The sequence below is a fragment of the Campylobacter sp. P0085 genome (genome assembly GCF_002139495.1).
GTDB lineage: Bacteria > Campylobacterota > Campylobacteria > Campylobacterales > Campylobacteraceae > Campylobacter > Campylobacter devanensis.
In genome coordinates this window covers 191,838-210,344 of sequence record NZ_MJKB01000004.1, presented here as the reverse complement: position 1 = coordinate 210,344, position 18,507 = coordinate 191,838, and the positions used below count along the sequence as shown (strand labels likewise).

16 protein-coding genes and 1 pseudogene are annotated in these 18,507 nt (G+C 31.7%); 14 read left to right on the top strand and 3 right to left on the bottom strand.

Annotated features, from left to right (window positions below; all coding sequences use genetic code 11):
- Nucleotide 1 precedes the first annotated feature (1 nt).
- The gene (locus CIGNP85_RS06150) at nucleotides 2-730 is read right to left on the bottom strand and encodes a DNA-methyltransferase (RefSeq protein WP_086287473.1); all 729 of its coding nucleotides are present in this window, start codon (nucleotides 728-730) and stop codon (nucleotides 2-4) included.
- Nucleotides 727-1,779 (bottom strand): DNA cytosine methyltransferase, encoded by a 1,053-nt coding sequence (locus CIGNP85_RS06145; protein WP_086287471.1) that lies wholly within the window; start codon nucleotides 1,777-1,779, stop codon nucleotides 727-729. The genes CIGNP85_RS06150 and CIGNP85_RS06145 overlap by 4 nt, the downstream gene beginning before the upstream one ends.
- Before the next feature lie 55 nt (nucleotides 1,780-1,834).
- Here CIGNP85_RS06145 and CIGNP85_RS06140 point away from each other — a divergent pair, with 55 nt between their 5' ends.
- The 11 genes and pseudogenes from CIGNP85_RS06140 (at nucleotide 1,835) to CIGNP85_RS06090 (ending at nucleotide 13,824) form a co-directional block, all read left to right on the top strand.
- A complete protein-coding gene (locus CIGNP85_RS06140) occupies nucleotides 1,835-3,025 on the top strand; it encodes an HNH endonuclease (RefSeq protein ID WP_086287469.1) in 1,191 nt (396 codons plus the stop codon).
- Nucleotides 3,026-3,207: 182 nt separating this feature from the next.
- A complete protein-coding gene (locus CIGNP85_RS06135; RefSeq protein ID WP_086287467.1) occupies nucleotides 3,208-4,911 on the top strand; it encodes a DUF262 domain-containing protein in 1,704 nt (567 codons plus the stop codon).
- A gap of 114 nt (nucleotides 4,912-5,025) precedes the next feature.
- Nucleotides 5,026-5,304 (top strand): annotated as a pseudogene (locus tag CIGNP85_RS06130) (flagellin); the annotation flags it as partial.
- Between the two features lie 216 nt (nucleotides 5,305-5,520).
- Nucleotides 5,521-6,588, top strand: coding sequence for an NAD(P)-dependent alcohol dehydrogenase (locus CIGNP85_RS06125; RefSeq protein WP_086287465.1), 1,068 nt, complete (start codon nucleotides 5,521-5,523; stop codon nucleotides 6,586-6,588).
- 1 nt (nucleotide 6,589) lies between these two features.
- Nucleotides 6,590-7,870, top strand: a complete 1,281-nt coding sequence (locus CIGNP85_RS06120; RefSeq protein ID WP_086287463.1) for an ArsB/NhaD family transporter — start codon at nucleotides 6,590-6,592, stop codon at nucleotides 7,868-7,870.
- The gene (locus tag CIGNP85_RS06115; protein ID WP_086287461.1) at nucleotides 7,848-8,417 is read left to right on the top strand and encodes a metal-dependent hydrolase; all 570 of its coding nucleotides are present in this window, start codon (nucleotides 7,848-7,850) and stop codon (nucleotides 8,415-8,417) included. Before CIGNP85_RS06120 ends, CIGNP85_RS06115 begins: the two co-directional genes overlap by 23 nt.
- Nucleotides 8,418-8,799: 382 nt before the next feature.
- Nucleotides 8,800-10,155 (top strand): hypothetical protein, encoded by a 1,356-nt coding sequence (locus tag CIGNP85_RS06110; RefSeq protein WP_086243240.1) that lies wholly within the window; start codon nucleotides 8,800-8,802, stop codon nucleotides 10,153-10,155.
- The gene (locus CIGNP85_RS06105; protein ID WP_086226096.1) at nucleotides 10,155-10,541 is read left to right on the top strand and encodes a YcfL family protein; all 387 of its coding nucleotides are present in this window, start codon (nucleotides 10,155-10,157) and stop codon (nucleotides 10,539-10,541) included. The genes CIGNP85_RS06110 and CIGNP85_RS06105 overlap by 1 nt, the downstream gene beginning before the upstream one ends.
- Nucleotides 10,538-11,152, top strand: coding sequence for a penicillin-binding protein activator LpoB (gene lpoB / locus CIGNP85_RS06100; protein WP_086241394.1), 615 nt, complete (start codon nucleotides 10,538-10,540; stop codon nucleotides 11,150-11,152). Before CIGNP85_RS06105 ends, lpoB begins: the two co-directional genes overlap by 4 nt.
- Nucleotides 11,153-11,268: 116 nt before the next feature.
- Complete coding sequence (locus CIGNP85_RS06095; protein ID WP_086287460.1) at nucleotides 11,269-12,624, top strand: hypothetical protein; 1,356 nt, start codon at nucleotides 11,269-11,271, stop codon at nucleotides 12,622-12,624.
- Between the two features lie 9 nt (nucleotides 12,625-12,633).
- Nucleotides 12,634-13,824 (top strand): CsgG/HfaB family protein, encoded by a 1,191-nt coding sequence (locus CIGNP85_RS06090; protein WP_086287458.1) that lies wholly within the window; start codon nucleotides 12,634-12,636, stop codon nucleotides 13,822-13,824.
- A gap of 129 nt (nucleotides 13,825-13,953) precedes the next feature.
- Here CIGNP85_RS06090 and CIGNP85_RS06085 read toward each other — a convergent pair whose 3' ends face one another.
- Entirely contained in the window at nucleotides 13,954-15,246 is a 1,293-nt protein-coding gene (locus CIGNP85_RS06085; RefSeq protein ID WP_086287456.1) for a glycosyltransferase family 8 protein, read from the bottom strand.
- 72 nt (nucleotides 15,247-15,318) lie between these two features.
- On the opposite strand from CIGNP85_RS06085, the gene CIGNP85_RS06080 reads away from it, so the two are divergent.
- Genes CIGNP85_RS06080 through CIGNP85_RS06070 form a run of 3 tightly spaced genes read left to right on the top strand, consistent with a single transcriptional unit; the run spans nucleotide 15,319 to nucleotide 18,431 of the window.
- Entirely contained in the window at nucleotides 15,319-16,248 is a 930-nt protein-coding gene (locus tag CIGNP85_RS06080; RefSeq protein ID WP_179187390.1) for a glycosyltransferase family 2 protein, read from the top strand.
- A 9-nt stretch (nucleotides 16,249-16,257) separates the two neighbouring features.
- Complete coding sequence (locus CIGNP85_RS06075) at nucleotides 16,258-17,310, top strand: glycosyltransferase family 2 protein (protein WP_086287452.1); 1,053 nt, start codon at nucleotides 16,258-16,260, stop codon at nucleotides 17,308-17,310.
- Nucleotides 17,307-18,431, top strand: a complete 1,125-nt coding sequence (locus tag CIGNP85_RS06070) for a glycosyltransferase family 4 protein (RefSeq protein ID WP_086287450.1) — start codon at nucleotides 17,307-17,309, stop codon at nucleotides 18,429-18,431. The genes CIGNP85_RS06075 and CIGNP85_RS06070 overlap by 4 nt, the downstream gene beginning before the upstream one ends.
- Nucleotides 18,432-18,507 lie beyond the last annotated feature (76 nt).

The following is an 18,507-nucleotide window of genomic DNA, read 5'->3' as shown; positions in this document are numbered from 1 at the left end:
ATTATGTATATAAATTTAAGCAATTTTGAGTTGAGGTTTTTTCTAATCTATTTTTTGCTATTTCAAAATAATTTTCATCTTTTTCAATCCCTATAAAATATCTATTTTCCATCACAGCAGCTACACCAGTAGAGCCTGAGCCCATAAAAGGATCTAAAATTATATCATTAGAATTCGTATGAATTTTAATAATCTCACTCATTAAAGCTAGTGATTTTTGAGTAGGATGAGATGTTCGCTCTTTACCCGCTACTACTGGAAATTTATATAATGAGCGTAAATAAGGCTGATTATCTGTTTTATTAAAAATCCATTTAGCGCCTTTTTTAACAGCCCAAATGGCAAATTCCATATCTTGAACATAGCGCCGATTAGTGTTTCTTGGCATAGGATTATTTTTTTGCCAGACTAAAATATCTTTTATTTCAAGGTTTGAACTTTCACAAACTTTACAAATATCGCTAATAAATCTATAAGAGCAAAATACAATAAAAGAGCCGTTTTTATCTAAAATTTTAGAAAATTTTTCTATCCAATCAAGTAGAGCAAAATTATTATCCCATAATCCAAAATCCACGCCTTGACGAGGATTTTTCATAGTTGAGAAATTATTTTTCTTTGAAATGTTATAAGGTGGATCTGTAATTATATGATCTACCTTAATTTCTTTTTTTAACGCATTTTCCACCCATAAAAACGCATCAGCGTTAAATATTTCATATTTTTTCATAGTAGCTCGTTTGCTATTTCATCCGCTAGAGCTTTAGCTAGTAGCGGTGGGACTGCGTTGCCGATTTGCTTACAAACTTGCGTTTTTGAGCCACAAAATATAAAATTATCATCAAAGCTTTGAATTCTAGCTGCCTCCCTTGGCGTAATAGCCCTATTTAAAAAAGGATGTGAGTTTGTACCATTACTTGGTGTGTCAAATCTAGTATCAATAGTAGGGCTTAACTCATCCCATTTTAATCTACCCCAAGTAGTGCTAAATTTTTGTTTTCCGTGAAGCTCTTTTGGCAAATGTTCTTTTCCGCTTTCTTTTGGTATCATTTTTAGTTTTTCAAGTGCTATTTTGGAGTGATTGCTAGCTTTATGATACTGTAAAAACTCACCTCTAAGCATTTTTTGATATTGGCTTTGTGGTTGGTTTTTATACTGGCTTGTTATTTGTCCTTCACCGCTTTCTAAATAAGCAAGATCGCTAATTGCGTCTTTTACATTTACAGAAATTTCTTGCTTTTTAGGGAATTTTAATTTTTTATTTTTTGCAGCTAAAAAAAATGCTCTTTGTCTATTTTGCGGCACCCCATAGTCTTTTGCATTGAGTATATCACAATTTACTTGGTAGCCTAGCTCTTTGATTTTTGATAAAATTTCATTTTTAAAATATCCATTTGAGCAAGCCAAAAGATTTTTTACATTTTCTATAACAAAAACTTCCGGTTGTAATTCTTTTACAAGATCCAAGTATTCTAAAAATAAAAAATTTCTAGGGTCATTTAATCCTAATTTTTTGCCCTTTAAACTAAAGCCTTGACAAGGAGGGCCACCTATTATCATATTGATTTTAAGCTCTTTTGCTAAATTTATAATTTGCTCTTTTGTGTTTTTGTTTGCGATATCGCCACAAATAGTTTGTGCTGATTTAAAATTGAATTTAAAAGTTTCTATTGCTGAGTTTTCAAAATCAAGAGCAAGCAGGGTTTTAAAATGTGGATTTTTGTCAAAACCAAGCGAAAAACCACCAGCACCGCAAAATAAATCTAGAATTCTAAACACAAAAGTCCTTTATCTTTTTGTTATAATACAAAAATTCAATTTATAGGAACATAAAATGAAAGTTAGCGAATTTTTAAATAATACTCAAAGCCCTTTTGTTTTGGGAGCATTCTTTTCTAGGTATGTGATAGAAAAAGAGTTTATAAAAACTATATCTCAATACAAATCTACAAAATTTCTTGATGATGGCATTTATAATAGTAGTTTAGCCTCATATTTGGATGCGCTAAACTATCAAAGCAGTGATGGAATTTGGGAGTATAAAAGTAAAACTTCATTTCAAATTGCATTAGAAAATGATTTAGATTTAAATAATGATAGATTTTACAAGCTATTGCTTCGCAAAATTATGTTAAGCCCATTTTTTATGAGTGAAATTATGGATGATGATAAAAAAGCATTTATAAGAGGATTTTTTGAAATTCGTGGTAGCGTGGATACAAGTAGGCCATATTTAAGCCAAGATTATTTTTTTAACTCAGAACTTGAGTTAAAAAGAGTAAGACTTTTAATGGATAATTTTAATATACCAGAAGGAGTTTTTAATATAAATTTTAGAGAGTTACAATCACAATTTGTAAGTGGGGAAAATAGGCGCAACACGCAACTTCGCATAAATTTGTTTTGGTATGCTAAAAATATAGGTTTGATAAATGAATATAAGGCAAAAATAATCAAAGAAGTTTATGAAATTAACTATAGAAGAGATATTGATAAAATATTCTATTTTGAGTGCGATGAGCCAAGCTTTACAAGAGCGATGATAAATGAACGATTGGGATTTTATTTAAATACAATTTATGGCAAAAATTTAAGTAATTATGAAATTGATAAAATTCGCAAGGATTTAGAGTTTGAAGAAGGGAAAAATAATGAATTTAGGCGTGATACAAATATAGTAAAATTTATGCGTATTTATGCACCCGATATTTGCGCTGCTTGCAATGATATTTATGATATTAAAGATAGAAGTTTTCTAACACGACAAAATCGATATTATACAGAAATTCATCATTGCATATCAGTAGGCAAAGAAAAGGAGCTTGATGTGTTGGAAAATCTTGTCAAACTCTGTCCGGCTTGCCACAGAGCACTAAGCAAAGGTTCAGCAAAAAATGAATATCAAAAAGAACTAATTAAAAAAATTCTAAATACAAATAAACAAAATTTAGAGTTTGCTAAAATAATATTTAATAGCAACGATACTAATCTTTTAGTAGAAAAAATACAAGAAAATTTAAAATAAAATTAATTAATTTGAAAAACTTGATATAAAAGGGGATTAATAAAATTATATTTTGAGATAAATGAGATAAAAAGGGATAAAAAGAGGTAAATTATCAAATTTTAATTATAATTAAAGCGTGAAAATCAAAAAATTTAGCTAAAATTCAAAAATTTCAAACTTAACTTTTGGTGGAGTAAAAAATGTCAAAATTAAACATAGACCAAAAAAAGATTAAACAATTATTTGAAGATAAAAGATCTGATTTTTTAATACCTGATTATCAACGCCCTTATGCTTGGGGAGAAGATGAGTGTCAAACTCTTTGGAAAGATATTTTTGATTTCGCTTTTCCAGATAAAAAACCTGAAAATTTTAATTCTGATGAAGAATATTTTTTAGGCCCTATTGTAACTTTTGAGAATAATAAAAAGCTTGAAGTAATAGATGGGCAACAAAGGCTTACTACTTTAATGCTATTGCTTAGGGTTTTTTATAAAAGACTTGAAAAAATGGAAGATGAAAATTCTATGCGAACAAAGCAAAACTTGGCACAATGTATTTGGAAAAGTGATGAATTTGGCAATGAAAACAAAGAAAAATTAAAAATAGATTCTCAGGTAGCCTTAGATGAACATAAGAATGAATTTTTAGAAATTCTAAAAACTGGTGATGCTAAAGATTTTAAAAGCCAGTATGCCATAAATTTTAGGTATTTTGAAAAAGAAGTAGATGAATTTTTAAAAGAATATCCTAATTATTTCGCCTATTTACCAACTAGAATTTTAAATAATTGTATTTTATTGCCTATTGAAGCAGATAATGAAAAAACAGCACTTAGGATTTTTTCTACTTTAAATGATAGAGGCAAGCCACTAGCTGATGCAGATATTTTTAAAGCACAATTTTATAAATTTTATGTAGCAAAAAATCAAAAAGATGAATTTATAGAAAAATGGAAAAATTTGGAAATTTTATGTAAAGAGGTATTTTCTAAAAAAGATAATACTTCTACTGATGAAATTTTTAATCGTTATATGTATTATCAAAGAGCTTTAAAAGGTAATAAAAATAGCACAACAGAGGGTTTGAGAGATTTTTATGAAAAGAATAATTATGCTTTATTAAAAAGCGATAGGACTTTTGAGGACTTGCAAAACTTGGGTAGCTTTTGGCAAGCAATTTCTATTCAAGATAAAAATTATTTTGATGAAAATACTTTAAGATGGCTTTTTATTTTAAACTATGCCCCAAATATAATGTGGGCAAATATCACTTCTGTATATTTTATGAAAAATAAGGATGAGCAAAACCAGCTTGATAATATAAAATTTGCTAAATTTTTAGAGAAAATAACAGCGTTTATTTTTGCGTATTCTTTTATATATCCTAGCGTCTCTCAGCTAAGAATACCTATTTATAGTGCTATGATAGATATTATTAACGACAAGGAAATGGATTTTTCAAAGTTTTTGTTTGAAAAAGAAAATTTAAAAACATTTATACAAAATCAAAAATTTAGCAATAATAATTCAATAACTCGTTCTATGCTTACTTGGTGGTTTTTAAAAGATAGCACCCAGAAAACACCGGAATTAACTGAGCAATTTCAAATAGAACATATTTACGCAAAAGAAAGAGCAAAAAGAGAAAATTTTAGTGGCAATGAAATAGAATTTATTGGCAATAAAGTCCTTTTGGAACGAAAAATAAACATTAGAGCAAGTGATTTTAGTTTTGCTGACAAAGAAAAACATTATAAAAAATCACAAAATAATGAATTAAACTCTATACATAAAAACTATAGCGAATTTGGCAAAACCGAAATAATAGAAAGAAATAATAATATTATAAATGATTTTATTTCTTTTGTAGAAAAAAACAATTTAATTAAAACAACAAATTAATTTTAGTTATATTAAAAGGAAATAAAATCTCATATAAAAACCGCTGAAATTATACTCTCAGCCTTGCCTTATATATAAAAATTTCGTGGGCAAGTTTTTGTGATAAAATATGGTGGTGCCCAAGCTATGATAGATGTAGCTGAATCAGCTAGAAAAAGTCTAGACAAGCTAAGAGCTGACCTAGGTTCAGTACAAAATCAATTAGTAGCTACTATAAATAATATTACAGTTACTCAAGTAAATGTAAAATCAGCCAAATCTCAAATAAGAGATGTAGACTTTGCTAGTGAGAGTGCAAACTTCTCTAAATTTAACATACTAGCCCAAAGTGGAAGCTATGCTATGAGTCAAGCAAATGCTGTACAACAAAATATATTAAGACTACTACAGTAGCTTAAATTTACTCGCAATGCTTAGCCATTGCGAGGGTTTATTAAATTCTAGTAATATTTATCAAATAACACTTATGTAAAAAATTACTTTATATTTATTAAAAATTTGCAATGACGATTTAAAGTATAAATTTGATTTAAATCATCCTAATTTTTACTAAACTTAGATAAAATTACCTAAATTTAAATAATATAAAATTCAAAAAAAGGTTATAAAATGAACAATATTTTTACAATTCCAGCCACTGGTTATGCGATGTTATCTAAGGATTCTAAATTCACTCCAATTGAATTTACCCGTCATAGTGTAGGAGATAATGATATATTAATTGAAATTCTATATTCGGGAATTTGCCATAGCGATATTCACACGGCCAAAGATGAATGGGGTGGTACGAGCTATCCATGTATTCCAGGTCATGAGATCGCAGGTCAGGTAATAGCTGTAGGTAAAAATGTAACTAAATTTAAAATTGGCGACTATGCTGGAGTTGGTTGTATGGTAAATAGCTGCGGTGAGTGCGAGGCGTGTAAGGCTAGTCAAGAGCAGTTTTGTCAGCAAGGAAAAACAGTTTATACCTATAATTGCCCTGACTTTTTCCATGGTGGCAAGATAACATTTGGTGGATACTCAAGCAACATTGTAGTAAGTCAAAATTTCGCCATTAAAGTTCGAGCAAACGCCCCATTAGATAAAGTAGCTCCACTACTTTGTGCTGGAATTACTACATATTCACCACTTAAATTTTCTAAAATTAAAGCCGGTGATAAGGTTGGTGTAGCTGGATTTGGTGGGCTTGGAATGATGGCGCTAAAATACGCAGTCAAAATGGGCGCACAAGTTAGTGTATTTGCTAGAAATGAGAATAAAAAGGCCGATGCTCTAGCCCTTGGTGCTACTAGTTTTTATACAAATACAGATAAAAATATCGTTAATGAAAGATTTGATCTGATTATCTCGACAATTCCAACATCATATGATGTTATAGCATATATTGATCTGCTTAAATTTGGAGGAGAGTTAGCTATTGTAGGGCTGCCACCTTATAAAGAAGCACCAAGTGTGAGTATAATTGATCTAGTACATAAGGCTGGTAAGAAAATTTATGGTTCATTAATTGGGGGAATTAAAGAGACCCAAGAGATGTTGGATTTTTCGCTTGACAATGAAATTTATCCAGAAACTATACTTATTACTCCAAATCAGATTGATGAGGCGTATGAAAAGCTAACAAACGGCTCAGGGCAGTTTAGATATGTGATTGATATGAAGGCAAGTAACTAGAGTGGCGTTTGCGATTTTTGCTATTTCAATGGCGCTAATTTATACTAGGCCGTTTGGACTTCCGGTGTGGGCTAGTGCGGTTGCAGGTGCGATAGCGGCTATGATACTTGGCGTGGTGAGCATCTCATCTGCCTTTGGCGTATTAGCAATGGTATGGGATTCTACTTTGGTGCTAGTGGGGCTAATTATAATTGCTATGGCGTTTGAGCAGATGGGATTTTTTGACGCTTTGGCTGGGAGAATTATTGGAAAATTTGCTAAAGGTAGTGGTGGAATTTATAGGATTGGAACGCTTAAATTTTTTGCTCTTATGATGGGATTGGGTCTATTTGTAGCTACATTTTTAGCAAATGATGGGGCAATTTTAGTGCTAACCCCTTTAGTTTTTGCACTATTTTCTAATACTAAAGATGAGCTAAGTATAACCACACCCTTAGTGGCATTTTTATTATTTTTTGGTTTTTTGAGTGATTTTGGTTCTAATGCTTTGATTATCTCAAATTTAACCAATATCATAACTGCAAAGCTTTTTAATCTCTCATTTAAAGAGTATTTTGAGGCGATGGTTTTAGCCCAAATTTTTGCTTTTATTGCTGCGTGCGTGTTGTTTTGGTTGGTGTTAGCTAGGCGACTTCCTGCAGTGCTAGAGTTTAAGCTGCCAGCTAGAAGGATTGGGTCTGGGAGATTTTTGGCGTGTATATTTTTGCTGATTTTGCTGCCTGTTGGGAGTATGGTTTTTGAAGAAATGGAGTTGCCAATTAGCCTATTTATCTTGCTGGTTGCACTAATTTCTATAATGATGCAAGATAGTGGCAAATTTGCACTTTTTAAGCGTGCACCTTTTGGCGTAGTAGTCTTTAGCGTAGGGCTTTTTGTGATGGTTTATGGTGTTGGAATGGCTGGGATTTTGGAGTTTTTACGCCAAAATATCCAGATGCTTGCTGGGCTTGATAGATTTAGTTCGCTTCTTGGTATCGCACTTGGTTCCAGTATTGGCTCAGCATTAATTAATAACTTGCCAATGGTAATGCTAGGAGATCTTGCGCTTAGGGATTTTGGTGCTGATATGGGGCTGATTTATGCTCATTTACTAGGGTGTAATATCGGTTCAAAGCTTACGCCAATTGGTTCGCTAGCTACGCTTTTATGGCTTGCAAATCTTAAGCTTCGTGGGGTGAAAATATCCCTTTTAGATTATTTTAAATTTACTTTTATTTTTAGCCTTGGCGTGCTATTTGCAGCAGTTTTAGGCTTGTGGATTGGAGATAGTTTTGACATTTAGAACGCATTTAGCAATTGGAGCCCTTGGAGCGATGGGCTTTGTGGGCGCAGTAGATTTAAGCGGTGTGGCAAATTTAGATAAAACACAAACTGCTTATGTGGTGGGGTTGATTTTATTTGGTTCTGTTTTGCCTGATATTGATGAGCCTAGAAGCTTTATTTCACGCAAATTTCCACTGATTTCGCAGATTACTGCGACATTTTTTAAACATCGTGGACCAACACATTTTTTATTTATTCCGGTGCTGCTTTTTGTAGCGTGGGCGATTTTTGGGCAGATTGCATGGGGGGCGCTAGGATTTGGTATGATTATGCATCATGTCGGGGATATGCTAACACCTAGTGGAATACAGGGATATTTTTATCCATTTAAAAAGCGTTTTGTGGCTCGAATTTTGCCTAAGAAAATAGCAGTAAAGACTGGCTCAACAGTTGAGATGGCCTTAGTTTTGCCAGCTATTTTAGCAGTTGATGGACTTTTAGGAGCAAAGATTTTGGGCTTTGATATTGATATGGGTAGGATATTGGAAATTTTAAATTTGATTTAAATTCACCTACTTAAATCTAAAGAAATATAATAAAATCACTAAGAATTTCAAATTTGCCAAATTTGGAATTCTTACAGAATTTTTGCCAAATTATACTAGGAATTTTAGTTTTAATTATATTTTAATTTTATTTACTCTATTTATATTTTGATGTAGATTGACTGCTTTTTTGCTACTATTAGTTTAAAGATCTCCATAGCACCACATACCAGCTTACACGCTTTTTTTATTCGTCTTTTGCTAATCAAGTAAGCAAAAGCAAAAAGCCTGTATCAAATTGACTCAAACGGAATAAATCAATTTTTTATAAATAAATTTTTAAGATTAAATTAATAAGAGGGGGGCTATAATTACAAACAATTTTTTAATAAAAAGGAAAAATATGAAAAAATATATGGCTTTTGCTCTTTGTGCATCAGTATTTTGTGGATGTGCTGGCTCTATCTTAGGTACTTCAAATTCGCAGATGGATTTTAAACAAGAATTTGCAAATCCAAACTGTCAAAATACAGACTTCTTACAAAAACAAATGGAGAAAGTAAATAAAAATGATGATCCTATTTTTGTAGCTATTAATGCAGGTAGCATTGCTAGGTCTTGCGGGGATTTTAATAAAAGCAATGAGTTTTTTGACCTTGCTGAGAGTAAATACAAAAATGATGTTGATTTAGAAAGCATAGGTAAAAAAGGAGCAAAGATTGCAACAAACCTAGTATTGAGCGATGCTTTTAACGACTATGATGGAAATATGTATGAAAGAATAATGGTAAATACTTATAAAGGATTTAACTTTATGAGTCTTGGAGATTATGAAAATGCTAGGGTTGAGTTTAATAGAGTAGCACTACGCCAAGAGGTGGCAAAAGAATACTTCAAACAAGAAATAGCAAAAGAAAAGAAAAAACAAGAAAAAGCTAAAAAAGATCCTAACTACACAAAAGAAGTCCAAGACGGCATCAAAGAAATAAAAAGCGAGTATGAGCACCTTTTTGATGGGTATAATATAGCAAAGGATTTTACAAACCCTTATGCTAGCTACGCTCAAGCCGTTTTTAGTTTTATGGATAAAGACTACGCAAAGGCCATAGATAAATTTAAAGAAATCTCAGCGATAAATAAAAAAGCAGTGCCTTTTGAGAAAAACTTCAGTAAAGCAGCAAATAGCGTAAAAGGTGGTAAAAACTACATTTTCTTAGCATTTGAAGATGGGTTAGGCTCTGAAAAAGATGAGTTTAAACTAACAATTCCATTGCCAATAAATGGCAAGATAACAGCTACTTCCTTAGCCTTTCCAAAAATAGTCAAGAGAGATGCTGGTCTAAAAACAATTAGTTTAAATGGAGAACAAAGCTTTGAAATAGCAAATTTTGATGATATTTTTGCTACAGAGTTTAAAATAGAACTTCCTGGGATTATACTAAATAGCATAATGTCTAGCGTAGCAAAAGGAGCAGCAGCTGGTGCGGTTGCAAATAATACAAGCGGTGTTGCTGGCGGCTTAGCTAGTCTAGGGGCTGGAGCCTTGCTATCAGAAATAAATAAAACCGATACTAGAAGTTGGCTAAGTCTACCAAAAACAGCAAGTATCGCTATGGTGGAAAATACGGGCTCATATATCATCAAAGATAGCAATGGTAACGAAATATCAAAAGGCAATATAGAAAAAAATAAAAACGCTCTAATCTGGGTTCGTTCTGTAAGTGGTAGCAAACCTTTGGTTGTAGTAATGGAAAAATAATGAAAAAATTTATTATTTTATTATTTGGCTTATTATTTGTAAGTTGCGCTAATAATCAAGATGTGGTTTTACAAGACCGCATCTATGATTCTAGCTTAGTAAGCTTTGAGAGTATCGATATGGATATCGTAAGCGATATTAGAAAAAACTTTAACGCTCTTGGACTGTTACAAGCTCAAGTTATCTTGAAAAGTAAATTTGATAAAACTATTTTTTATAAAATTGACTGGCTAGATGATAGTGGATTTGTCCTTAGAAACTCCATAGATGAACACTATCATAGTATTGAGCTTAAAGCCCATAGAGAATTTGTGCTAAATAAAATCGCACAAGATAAAAGAGCAAAAAGCTTTAAAATTTATTTCACTTCAAAAGGATCAAAATGAAAAAATCATTTTTAGTTTTAGCAAGTGCATTTGCCTTGCTTTTATCAGGTTGTGCCACGCAGCCAAGCGTAGGCAATACAAGTGCAGGCAGTAGCGGAGATATGAGTACTATGCAACTAAGTGGTGATGACTTTGAGCTAGCAGCTGAGACTATGATAAATAGTTTGCTTAGTGATCCAGCATTTGCTAATCAAAAGCCAGGGGTCAGAAAAGTTGTAGCTATCGGTAGAGTTAAAAATGACACTGCTCTTCGCATAGATACAGAGAAGCTAACAGCCAAAATCACAAGGGCGATGAGACAGTCTGGCAAATTTGTGCTAACAACAGCAGTAGCTGCTGGTGGGGCGCTTGATAGCATGAGTGAAGATGTAAGAGAGCTAAGAGATAACGATGAGTTTAATCAAAAAACAATAGCTAAGAAAGGTACTATGGTTGCTCCTGATTTTTCTTTATCTGGAAAGATCCGCCAAGACAATATCCAAGTAGGTGGAAAAACTAGAGTTGAGTACTTCTTTTTACTTCGCTTAACTGACTTAAATAGCGGTCTTGCTTACTGGGAAGATGAAAAAGAGATCAAAAAACTAGGTAGCTCAAAAAGCGTGAGCTGGTAGAAATTTGATTTAAAATTTAGGAATTCTAGAATTCTACCTTTGTTTTAAATTTTATTTTAGAATTCCTAATATCTGCATTTAAAAACTTAAATTTACTTTCAACTAAAGGACACTAAATGAAAAAGATATTGTTATCACTAGCAGTTTGTGCCTCACTAGCTTTTGGGATGGGGGATAAAACGGCTGAGGTTATAGAGCCTAGCACATTAGAAAAAGAAATAAATAATGCTAAAAAACCAAAAAAAGAAAATATGGAAGATCTTTTACAAAAAGCAAAAAGAGAAATGGAAAAGAAAGCAAAAAGTCGTGGATTTAAAATAAAAGTGTATACTGCTACTGCTTCGGTTGATGCTAGTCCTGATGATAGTCAATATTTTGATTATCTTACTTCGGCATACAATCAAGCTGTTTTGGAACTAAAAGCACAAATGGTTTTAGCAAAAGCTGGAAAAGTAGCTATTGAAGAAGCATATAAATATCATAGAAAGACAATACCAGATGACATGCTTCAAAAAGAATTAGAAAAGCAAGTAAATAGTGAGCTAGATGAATTAGAATCAAATTCTAAAATAGAAGATATTTTCGGTTTGGTTACAAAAGTTATCAATAAAGCACTAGGCGAAAAACCAGAAGAAGAAAAGAAAAAAATTGAAGCAGAAGTTTCTCAAAATATTTTTAATAAGGCTTTTACTGAAGGTTTCACAAAAGAAGGCTTTGATAGCATACAAGGGCTAATTCCATATGAAAACTTCATTATAACATCTAGTGAAAATGGAGAGATTGAAATAGGTGTTTTAGCATATACTACTCAAAGATCTTTACAATTAGCTCGTGATTTAGCCGCTGGTAAGCAAAGTGCTAAAATAGAAGATGCAACTCAATGTAAAAGTGCCGAGGATATAGTAGATGCATTAGAAGATGAGCAATTAACATCTACTTTTGGTTTGAAATTTTTCTATAATGAAAATTGCCGTCCTGCCTTAATCGCTTATGGTATGGATAGCTTTATCAAAGAAGATGGTATGAATGCTGATTATAGAGGAGAAGCCAAAGAAAGAGCAAGGGGCATGGCTGATAAGTTTATTTCAAATTTCTTAAATTCTAATGTAGATGCTTTTATTAAAGACACCAAAGTACAACAAAAAACAGTAGATGCTATGAAAAAAGCAGCTAGGCAAGATGGCAAAACTACAATGGGGGCATCTAAAAAAGAAAAGAAAAATGCCATAATAAAAGAAATGTCAAAAGATTTTGCTAGCTCGTCATCTATGAACTTAATAGGATTAGAAGATGCCAGAACTTGGAATGTAGATTTTGGGGATACTGAAGTTGTAGGTGTTATAAGGTATTATTCAATGGACAGTATTAATGCAGCTAATGATAGCTTTACTTTAAAAGAGGAAAAGCCTAAAAAGATAAAAACACAAGCTGGTGTTAAACGCACTACAAATATTGAAGTAGATGATTTTTAGAGGTATGAAATGAAAAAAATTTTATTTTTATTTTTTCTTTTATTTTCTCTATCTTATAGTGAAGTCGTAACTCACACTAGCACGAAAACAGCACAAGGAAAAGGCACGGGCACAACATACGAAGAAGCTGTAAATAAAGCATTGATTGAAGCTATTTCAAAAATGAATGGTGCCAAAATGAACTCAAACATTTTTATGGGAACAAACTCAGTTCAACATAATAAAGATAGAGATTTCACAAAAGTTTATAGCGACCAAATTAGCAAACAAACTGGCGGAAAATTTGACACTTACGATGTCATTAGCGAAAGCCAAAGCGGCGGCAGTTATGTCGTAGTAGTTGAGATAAAAAACTCAAAAACCACAAAAAGCTATAAAGCCCCAGGCTTAGATAATAAACAAAGAAGAAGTTTAGCGGTATTTAACGCTAGTTATGGAGATACTAGAGGGCTTGGCGAAAACCTAAAAACTCATATAATCTCAAATTTAACTAAATCAAGAAAATTTAATATCCTAGATAGAGATAATGGTGGATACTATGAGATGGAAAAGGCTTTGATTAAAAGTAGCAATGCTAATAGTGATGAAATATATAAGCTTAAAAATGTTCTTGGTAGTGATTATCTTATGATTTTTGATATTAAGGCCGCACAAGCTAGAACAAAACAGAGTAATCTAACTGGCCAAAATATCACAAAAGCAGAAGTTGCAGTGGATTATCAAGTGATTTTATTTGCCACTAGGGAAGTGAAATATAGTAATACTCTTGCAATGAGTGTAAGCGTAAAAGATGATCTAAAATCAAATGAAGCGGCATTCAAAAAAATCGCTGATAAGATAACAAGCGATATATTAAATGCTATTTATCCCTTAAAAATCGCTAGTGTAAATGGGCAAGAAGTGGTATTTACACAAAATTTAAGCGTAGGCGAGAGATTTGAGTGCTTTTCTCAAGGCAAAGCTCTAAAAGATAGTTACACCAAACAAAGCACAAGCGATATGAGAGTAGAAACTAGGGCTGGGCAAGTAGAAATTACTAGAGCCGATCCAAAGCTAAGCTATGCTAAGATCATAGATGGTCAAATGAAAGAAGGCTACATTTGTCGGCCATTAGGCGGTGGTTCTGGCCCAGGATATAGCGAAGGTCGTGATGCAAACTACCAATTAAATGATGGCGGCGGTGTGAATTTGGGATTTTAAGCTATTTTACAAAACTTTGCGAATTTAAAAAATTGAGTATTAAAAAATTCGCAAAGTTGGGAATTTAAGAAGTTAATACTTTGCGAATTTACGCAATTGTGCGGAATTTGGCTCTGTTTTGAATTTAGCTTATAGAAAATTTTTTGTGTTGTATTTGGTAAATGTGGTTTTCATTTTATAAGCTTTTAATATCACGCTTAGAGGACTCTTTTTGTGTCTTTTGGCGTGTATTATCATCTCGCCTAAAATACAGCAAAGCCCGAAAATATCATCTGGAATTTCGCTATTTAAATTTAGATTATCTAGTGGTTTATCTATTAAATTTTTTATCACAAAATAGCCAAAAATGCTTTTTAAAGCTTTTAAAATCTCAAAGCCTAAAGTAGCAAAAATCTTATACTCATTTATATCATTTCTCATAGCCATAAGCTCATCTCTAAACTCTGGTGTGCTAGCAGCATACTCCCACCAAATATCATTGATATTTCGATTTTGGCTATCGGTATAGCTTTTTAAAAACCGCCAAGGCTTTTCGCCATAATGGATGATTTTAGGCTCTTTGTAGCTTTGCATAAACTCAGCCCTAGAGCAGTTAAGGCGGTGATTTTGCTCATCTTTACAGATCGCAAAACAGAAGCTAATGGATGAAAAATTATAGCTAATAGGTAGCTTTAAGAGTTTATTTGCTGGGATTGTAGCGTTTAATAGATCTTGATCGGCAGCTTTTATATAGGTGGCATTTTGGGCTAGGGATTGGCATTTTTGTTCTATTTTATTCTCTATATAAGCCTTTGTGTTGATGAGTAAAAATCCAGAATTGAAGTAGTCATTTGTAAATTTATGGGTGATTATATTGTTGTTTTGTTTGAATTTGATCTTTCGTTTTTTGCTTCCGGGGTCATTGATAGCAGCTAGGATATTATCCTTTAAATCAATAGCAAAAAGCTCCCTTAAATCGCAAAGGCAGAGCATATCAGAATCTAGATATAAGCATCTATCCACGATTGGATTAAGATAGTTTTTGAGTTTTAATCGGTAATAAGGCAAAAAGTTGCTATGCGCCGCCCCAGAAAGTGGAAAATCACTAAACTCATCATCATTTAAAATATGAGCGGTAATTAAGCAAGGGTAAATCTCATTAAGGCTCTTTTCTAGGGCTTTTAGCTTATTTTGCGTGGCGGTGGAGATTTGGTCGCTTAATATGTGAAATACATAGCCTTCAGCTCTATTTTCAGCGCTTAAATCATCGAAATTTAAATTTTCATAGCTACTAAATGAGCTATTAGGTGGCATTTGCGGGGTAGGCTTTTGACAAAAATCTTTGAAATTTAGATTTAAATTTGTATTTTTGATAATGCTATTTATAAGTACCGCTGTGTATTTGATATAGTTTTCATCTGCGCTAAATACTATATGGAACATTTTAAGCCTTTTTTAGCTTGAATTATAGCAAAATATGGTAAGATTTATATTAGTAAAATTTGGAGATTTATCTTGGGTGATGTAAAAGTATCAATCATAATTCCAGTTTATAATGTAGAAAAATATATCAGCCAATGCTTAGACTCAGCCATAAATCAAAGTTTAAAAGATATAGAGATTATCATAGTAGATGATTGTGGCAGTGATAATAGTATGGATATTGCCAAAGAGTATGCTAAAAATGATAATAGAATAAAGATAATTAAAAATAGCTACAATCAAGGGCCATTTACTAGTAGAAATAACGCTGTTTTAGCAGCTAATGGCGAGTATTTGGTATTTTTAGATTCTGATGATTTTTTGGATTTAAGGGCTTGTGAGATAGCTTATAATGCTACTAAAAATGGGTATTATGATGTAGTTACATTTGGGAGTTATTATTGGAATAATAATAGCGCTAGTGTGTTTAGCGAGTTTGAGAGATCTAGCTTTGATAGTGGGGATGAATTTGCTAGTTGGCTTTTTGGAAGTAAAAATATATCTTGGAATATCTGGGGTAGACTGATTAAAAGGGATATCTATCAAGCGAATTTGGATTTTTTAATCAGTATTAATTCAAGGCTTATAATGGCCGAGGATGTGCTAGCTATGTTTGTGATTTATCATAATTGCCAAAGGCTAAATTTCATATCTGATATGCTCTATTATTATAGATATAATCCAAGATCAAGCACCAATGATAAAAGCATAGAAAATCTAAAAAATTGTATAGATAGCTTTGAGATGGTCATTGGCAAGATGAGGGAGTTCGCAGGGAAAAATCCATGCGATAAGCGATGGCAAAAGCTCTATATATCGCTTGGTGTACATGAGTGCGATATCCTTAAAAGGAGATTGAAAATTAAAGAGGGTAAATTTGGGCTGATGGATAAGATTGGGGCTTTTATAGAGGGTAGGTGGTTTGTGATTAGACGCAAATTAAGAGTTAAATTTGGGATTTAAAGGAAAATAATGTCTAATCCAAAAGTATCAATAATAATCCCTGTATATAATGTAGAAAAATATTTAAGAGAGTGCCTAGACTCAGTAATTAATCAAACTTTAAAAGATATAGCAATAATCTGTATAAATGATGGTTCAACTGATTCTAGTTTAGAAATTTTAAAAGAGTATGCTAAAAACGATAGTAGAATTCATATCGTAGATAAGATAAATGGCGGACTTGGTGCGGCTAGAAATTCAGGTATAAAATATCTAATAGATAGCAATATAAATCCTAAATATATCTATTTTGCAGATTCAGATGATTGGCTAGATATTCAAGCTTTAGAAAAACTATATACTAAGTCAGAAGAATCTAATTCGGATATATGTATAATGGAGATTGCACGATATATTGAAGCAACTAATAAAATAGATAAAAAAGATCCTTGGTATACAAATAAGTGTTATAAAATTAGAAAAAATGATGTATGTAGTTTTGACGAAATTAAATCAGTTTTATTTTCTAGTTGTTGTATGGCATATTGTCATTTGTATTCATATGAATTTTTAATAAATTATCTATGGAAAAATGAAGAATTCTATCCGCAAAATTTACTTTTTGAAGATATATATCCGCATATCAAATCCTTAATACTAGCTAAAAGAATCGCATTTTTAGATGAAGCTTTATATTATTACCGTATTAGAGAAGGCTCTATAATGACATCTAGTGCAAAAAGCAAAAGAACTTTTGATATTTTTAAAACTTTTGATTTAATAGAAAATTTCTTAATAGAGCAGAATTTAATGAATGAATTAAAAATTGATTTTTATAGTTTTATATGCGGTGCTATAGATTCTAAGCTATCTTTAACTAACTATAAGGAGGAGTTTGTTAGAACGTCTAAATATTATTTAGATAAATTTGATGGCTCATTAAATAAAGATAAAAAAATTAAAAAACAACATTTAAAATTAATGCTAAATTTAAATAACCCATATGATAAAAAACTAATTAAAATAAAGAATAAAATTATATATAGATTTAATAGGTTAAAGTGGAGTTTGGGGGTTGAATGAAAAATAAAATATTGATGATATACGATGATATTAGTTATGGAGGTGGCGCTGAGAGAGTTATATGCAATTTTAGTAATTCTTTAATTGCTAGTGGATATGAAGTGATGGTTTTTAGTATTGCACTTAGTAAGCAATGTCCTTATGAATATCACCAAGAAGTTGTAATTAGATTTATTAAAGAAAATGCAAAACCTAAAGGATTAGCAAAGATTTTACACGAGATAAAAAGATTAATAATGCCTATAAAAAAATGGAATGCAATCAAAAAAAGAGCCGTGTTTAAGCAAGCAATAAATGAATTTAATCCGGATTTTATAATATGTCATACTCATTTTGATAACAGTTTGACTAAAATATTAAAAAAAATGCAAGATAAAATTATTAAAGTTGTACATAATTCTTTTGATGCTTATGAAAAATGGCAAATAGATCTAAATATTTATAAAAATATTGTTTTATTATCTAATCATGATATTAATAAATTTAAAACAAAATACCCAAATTCTAATTTTTATATAATCCCAAATTTCATTCCAAATATCTCAAATTTAAACACCAATTACTCTCAAAAAGTCGTGCTCTCAATGGGGCGTATGGCAAATACGGATCAAAAAGGCTTCCTACGCTTAATCGATATATGGAAGTTAATCCAAGATAGTGGGGAATTTAATGATTGGAAGCTACACATTGTAGGTGATGGCGATCTAAAAGAGCAGATAAAAACTAAGATAGAAAATCTAAATTTATCTAACTCTATAATCTTAAAACCATTTACTAAAGATGTAGAGAGTGAGTATCTAAGCGCTAGTATATATGCTATGGCAAGCCACTTTGAAGGTCTTCCTATGGTGCTTATAGAGGCGGGGACTTATGCCTTGCCAACCATAGCCTTTGATATCGCCACAGGCCCAAGCGATATAATAGAAGAAAAAAGTGGATATCTAATAGAAGATAATAATCTTAATGAATATGCTAATAAATTAAAAACCATAATGCAAGATGAGAATCTAAGAGCCAAAATGGGCGAAAAAAGCAAAGAGATAGTCAAAAATAAATTTAGCAAAGAGGTGGTAATGAAGCAGTGGATGGAGCTGTTTGAAAGGATTAAAAATAATGCCTAACTCAAAAGTATCAATCATAATCCCAGTTTATAATGTAGAAAAATATATTAGCCAATGCCTAGACTCAGCCATAAAT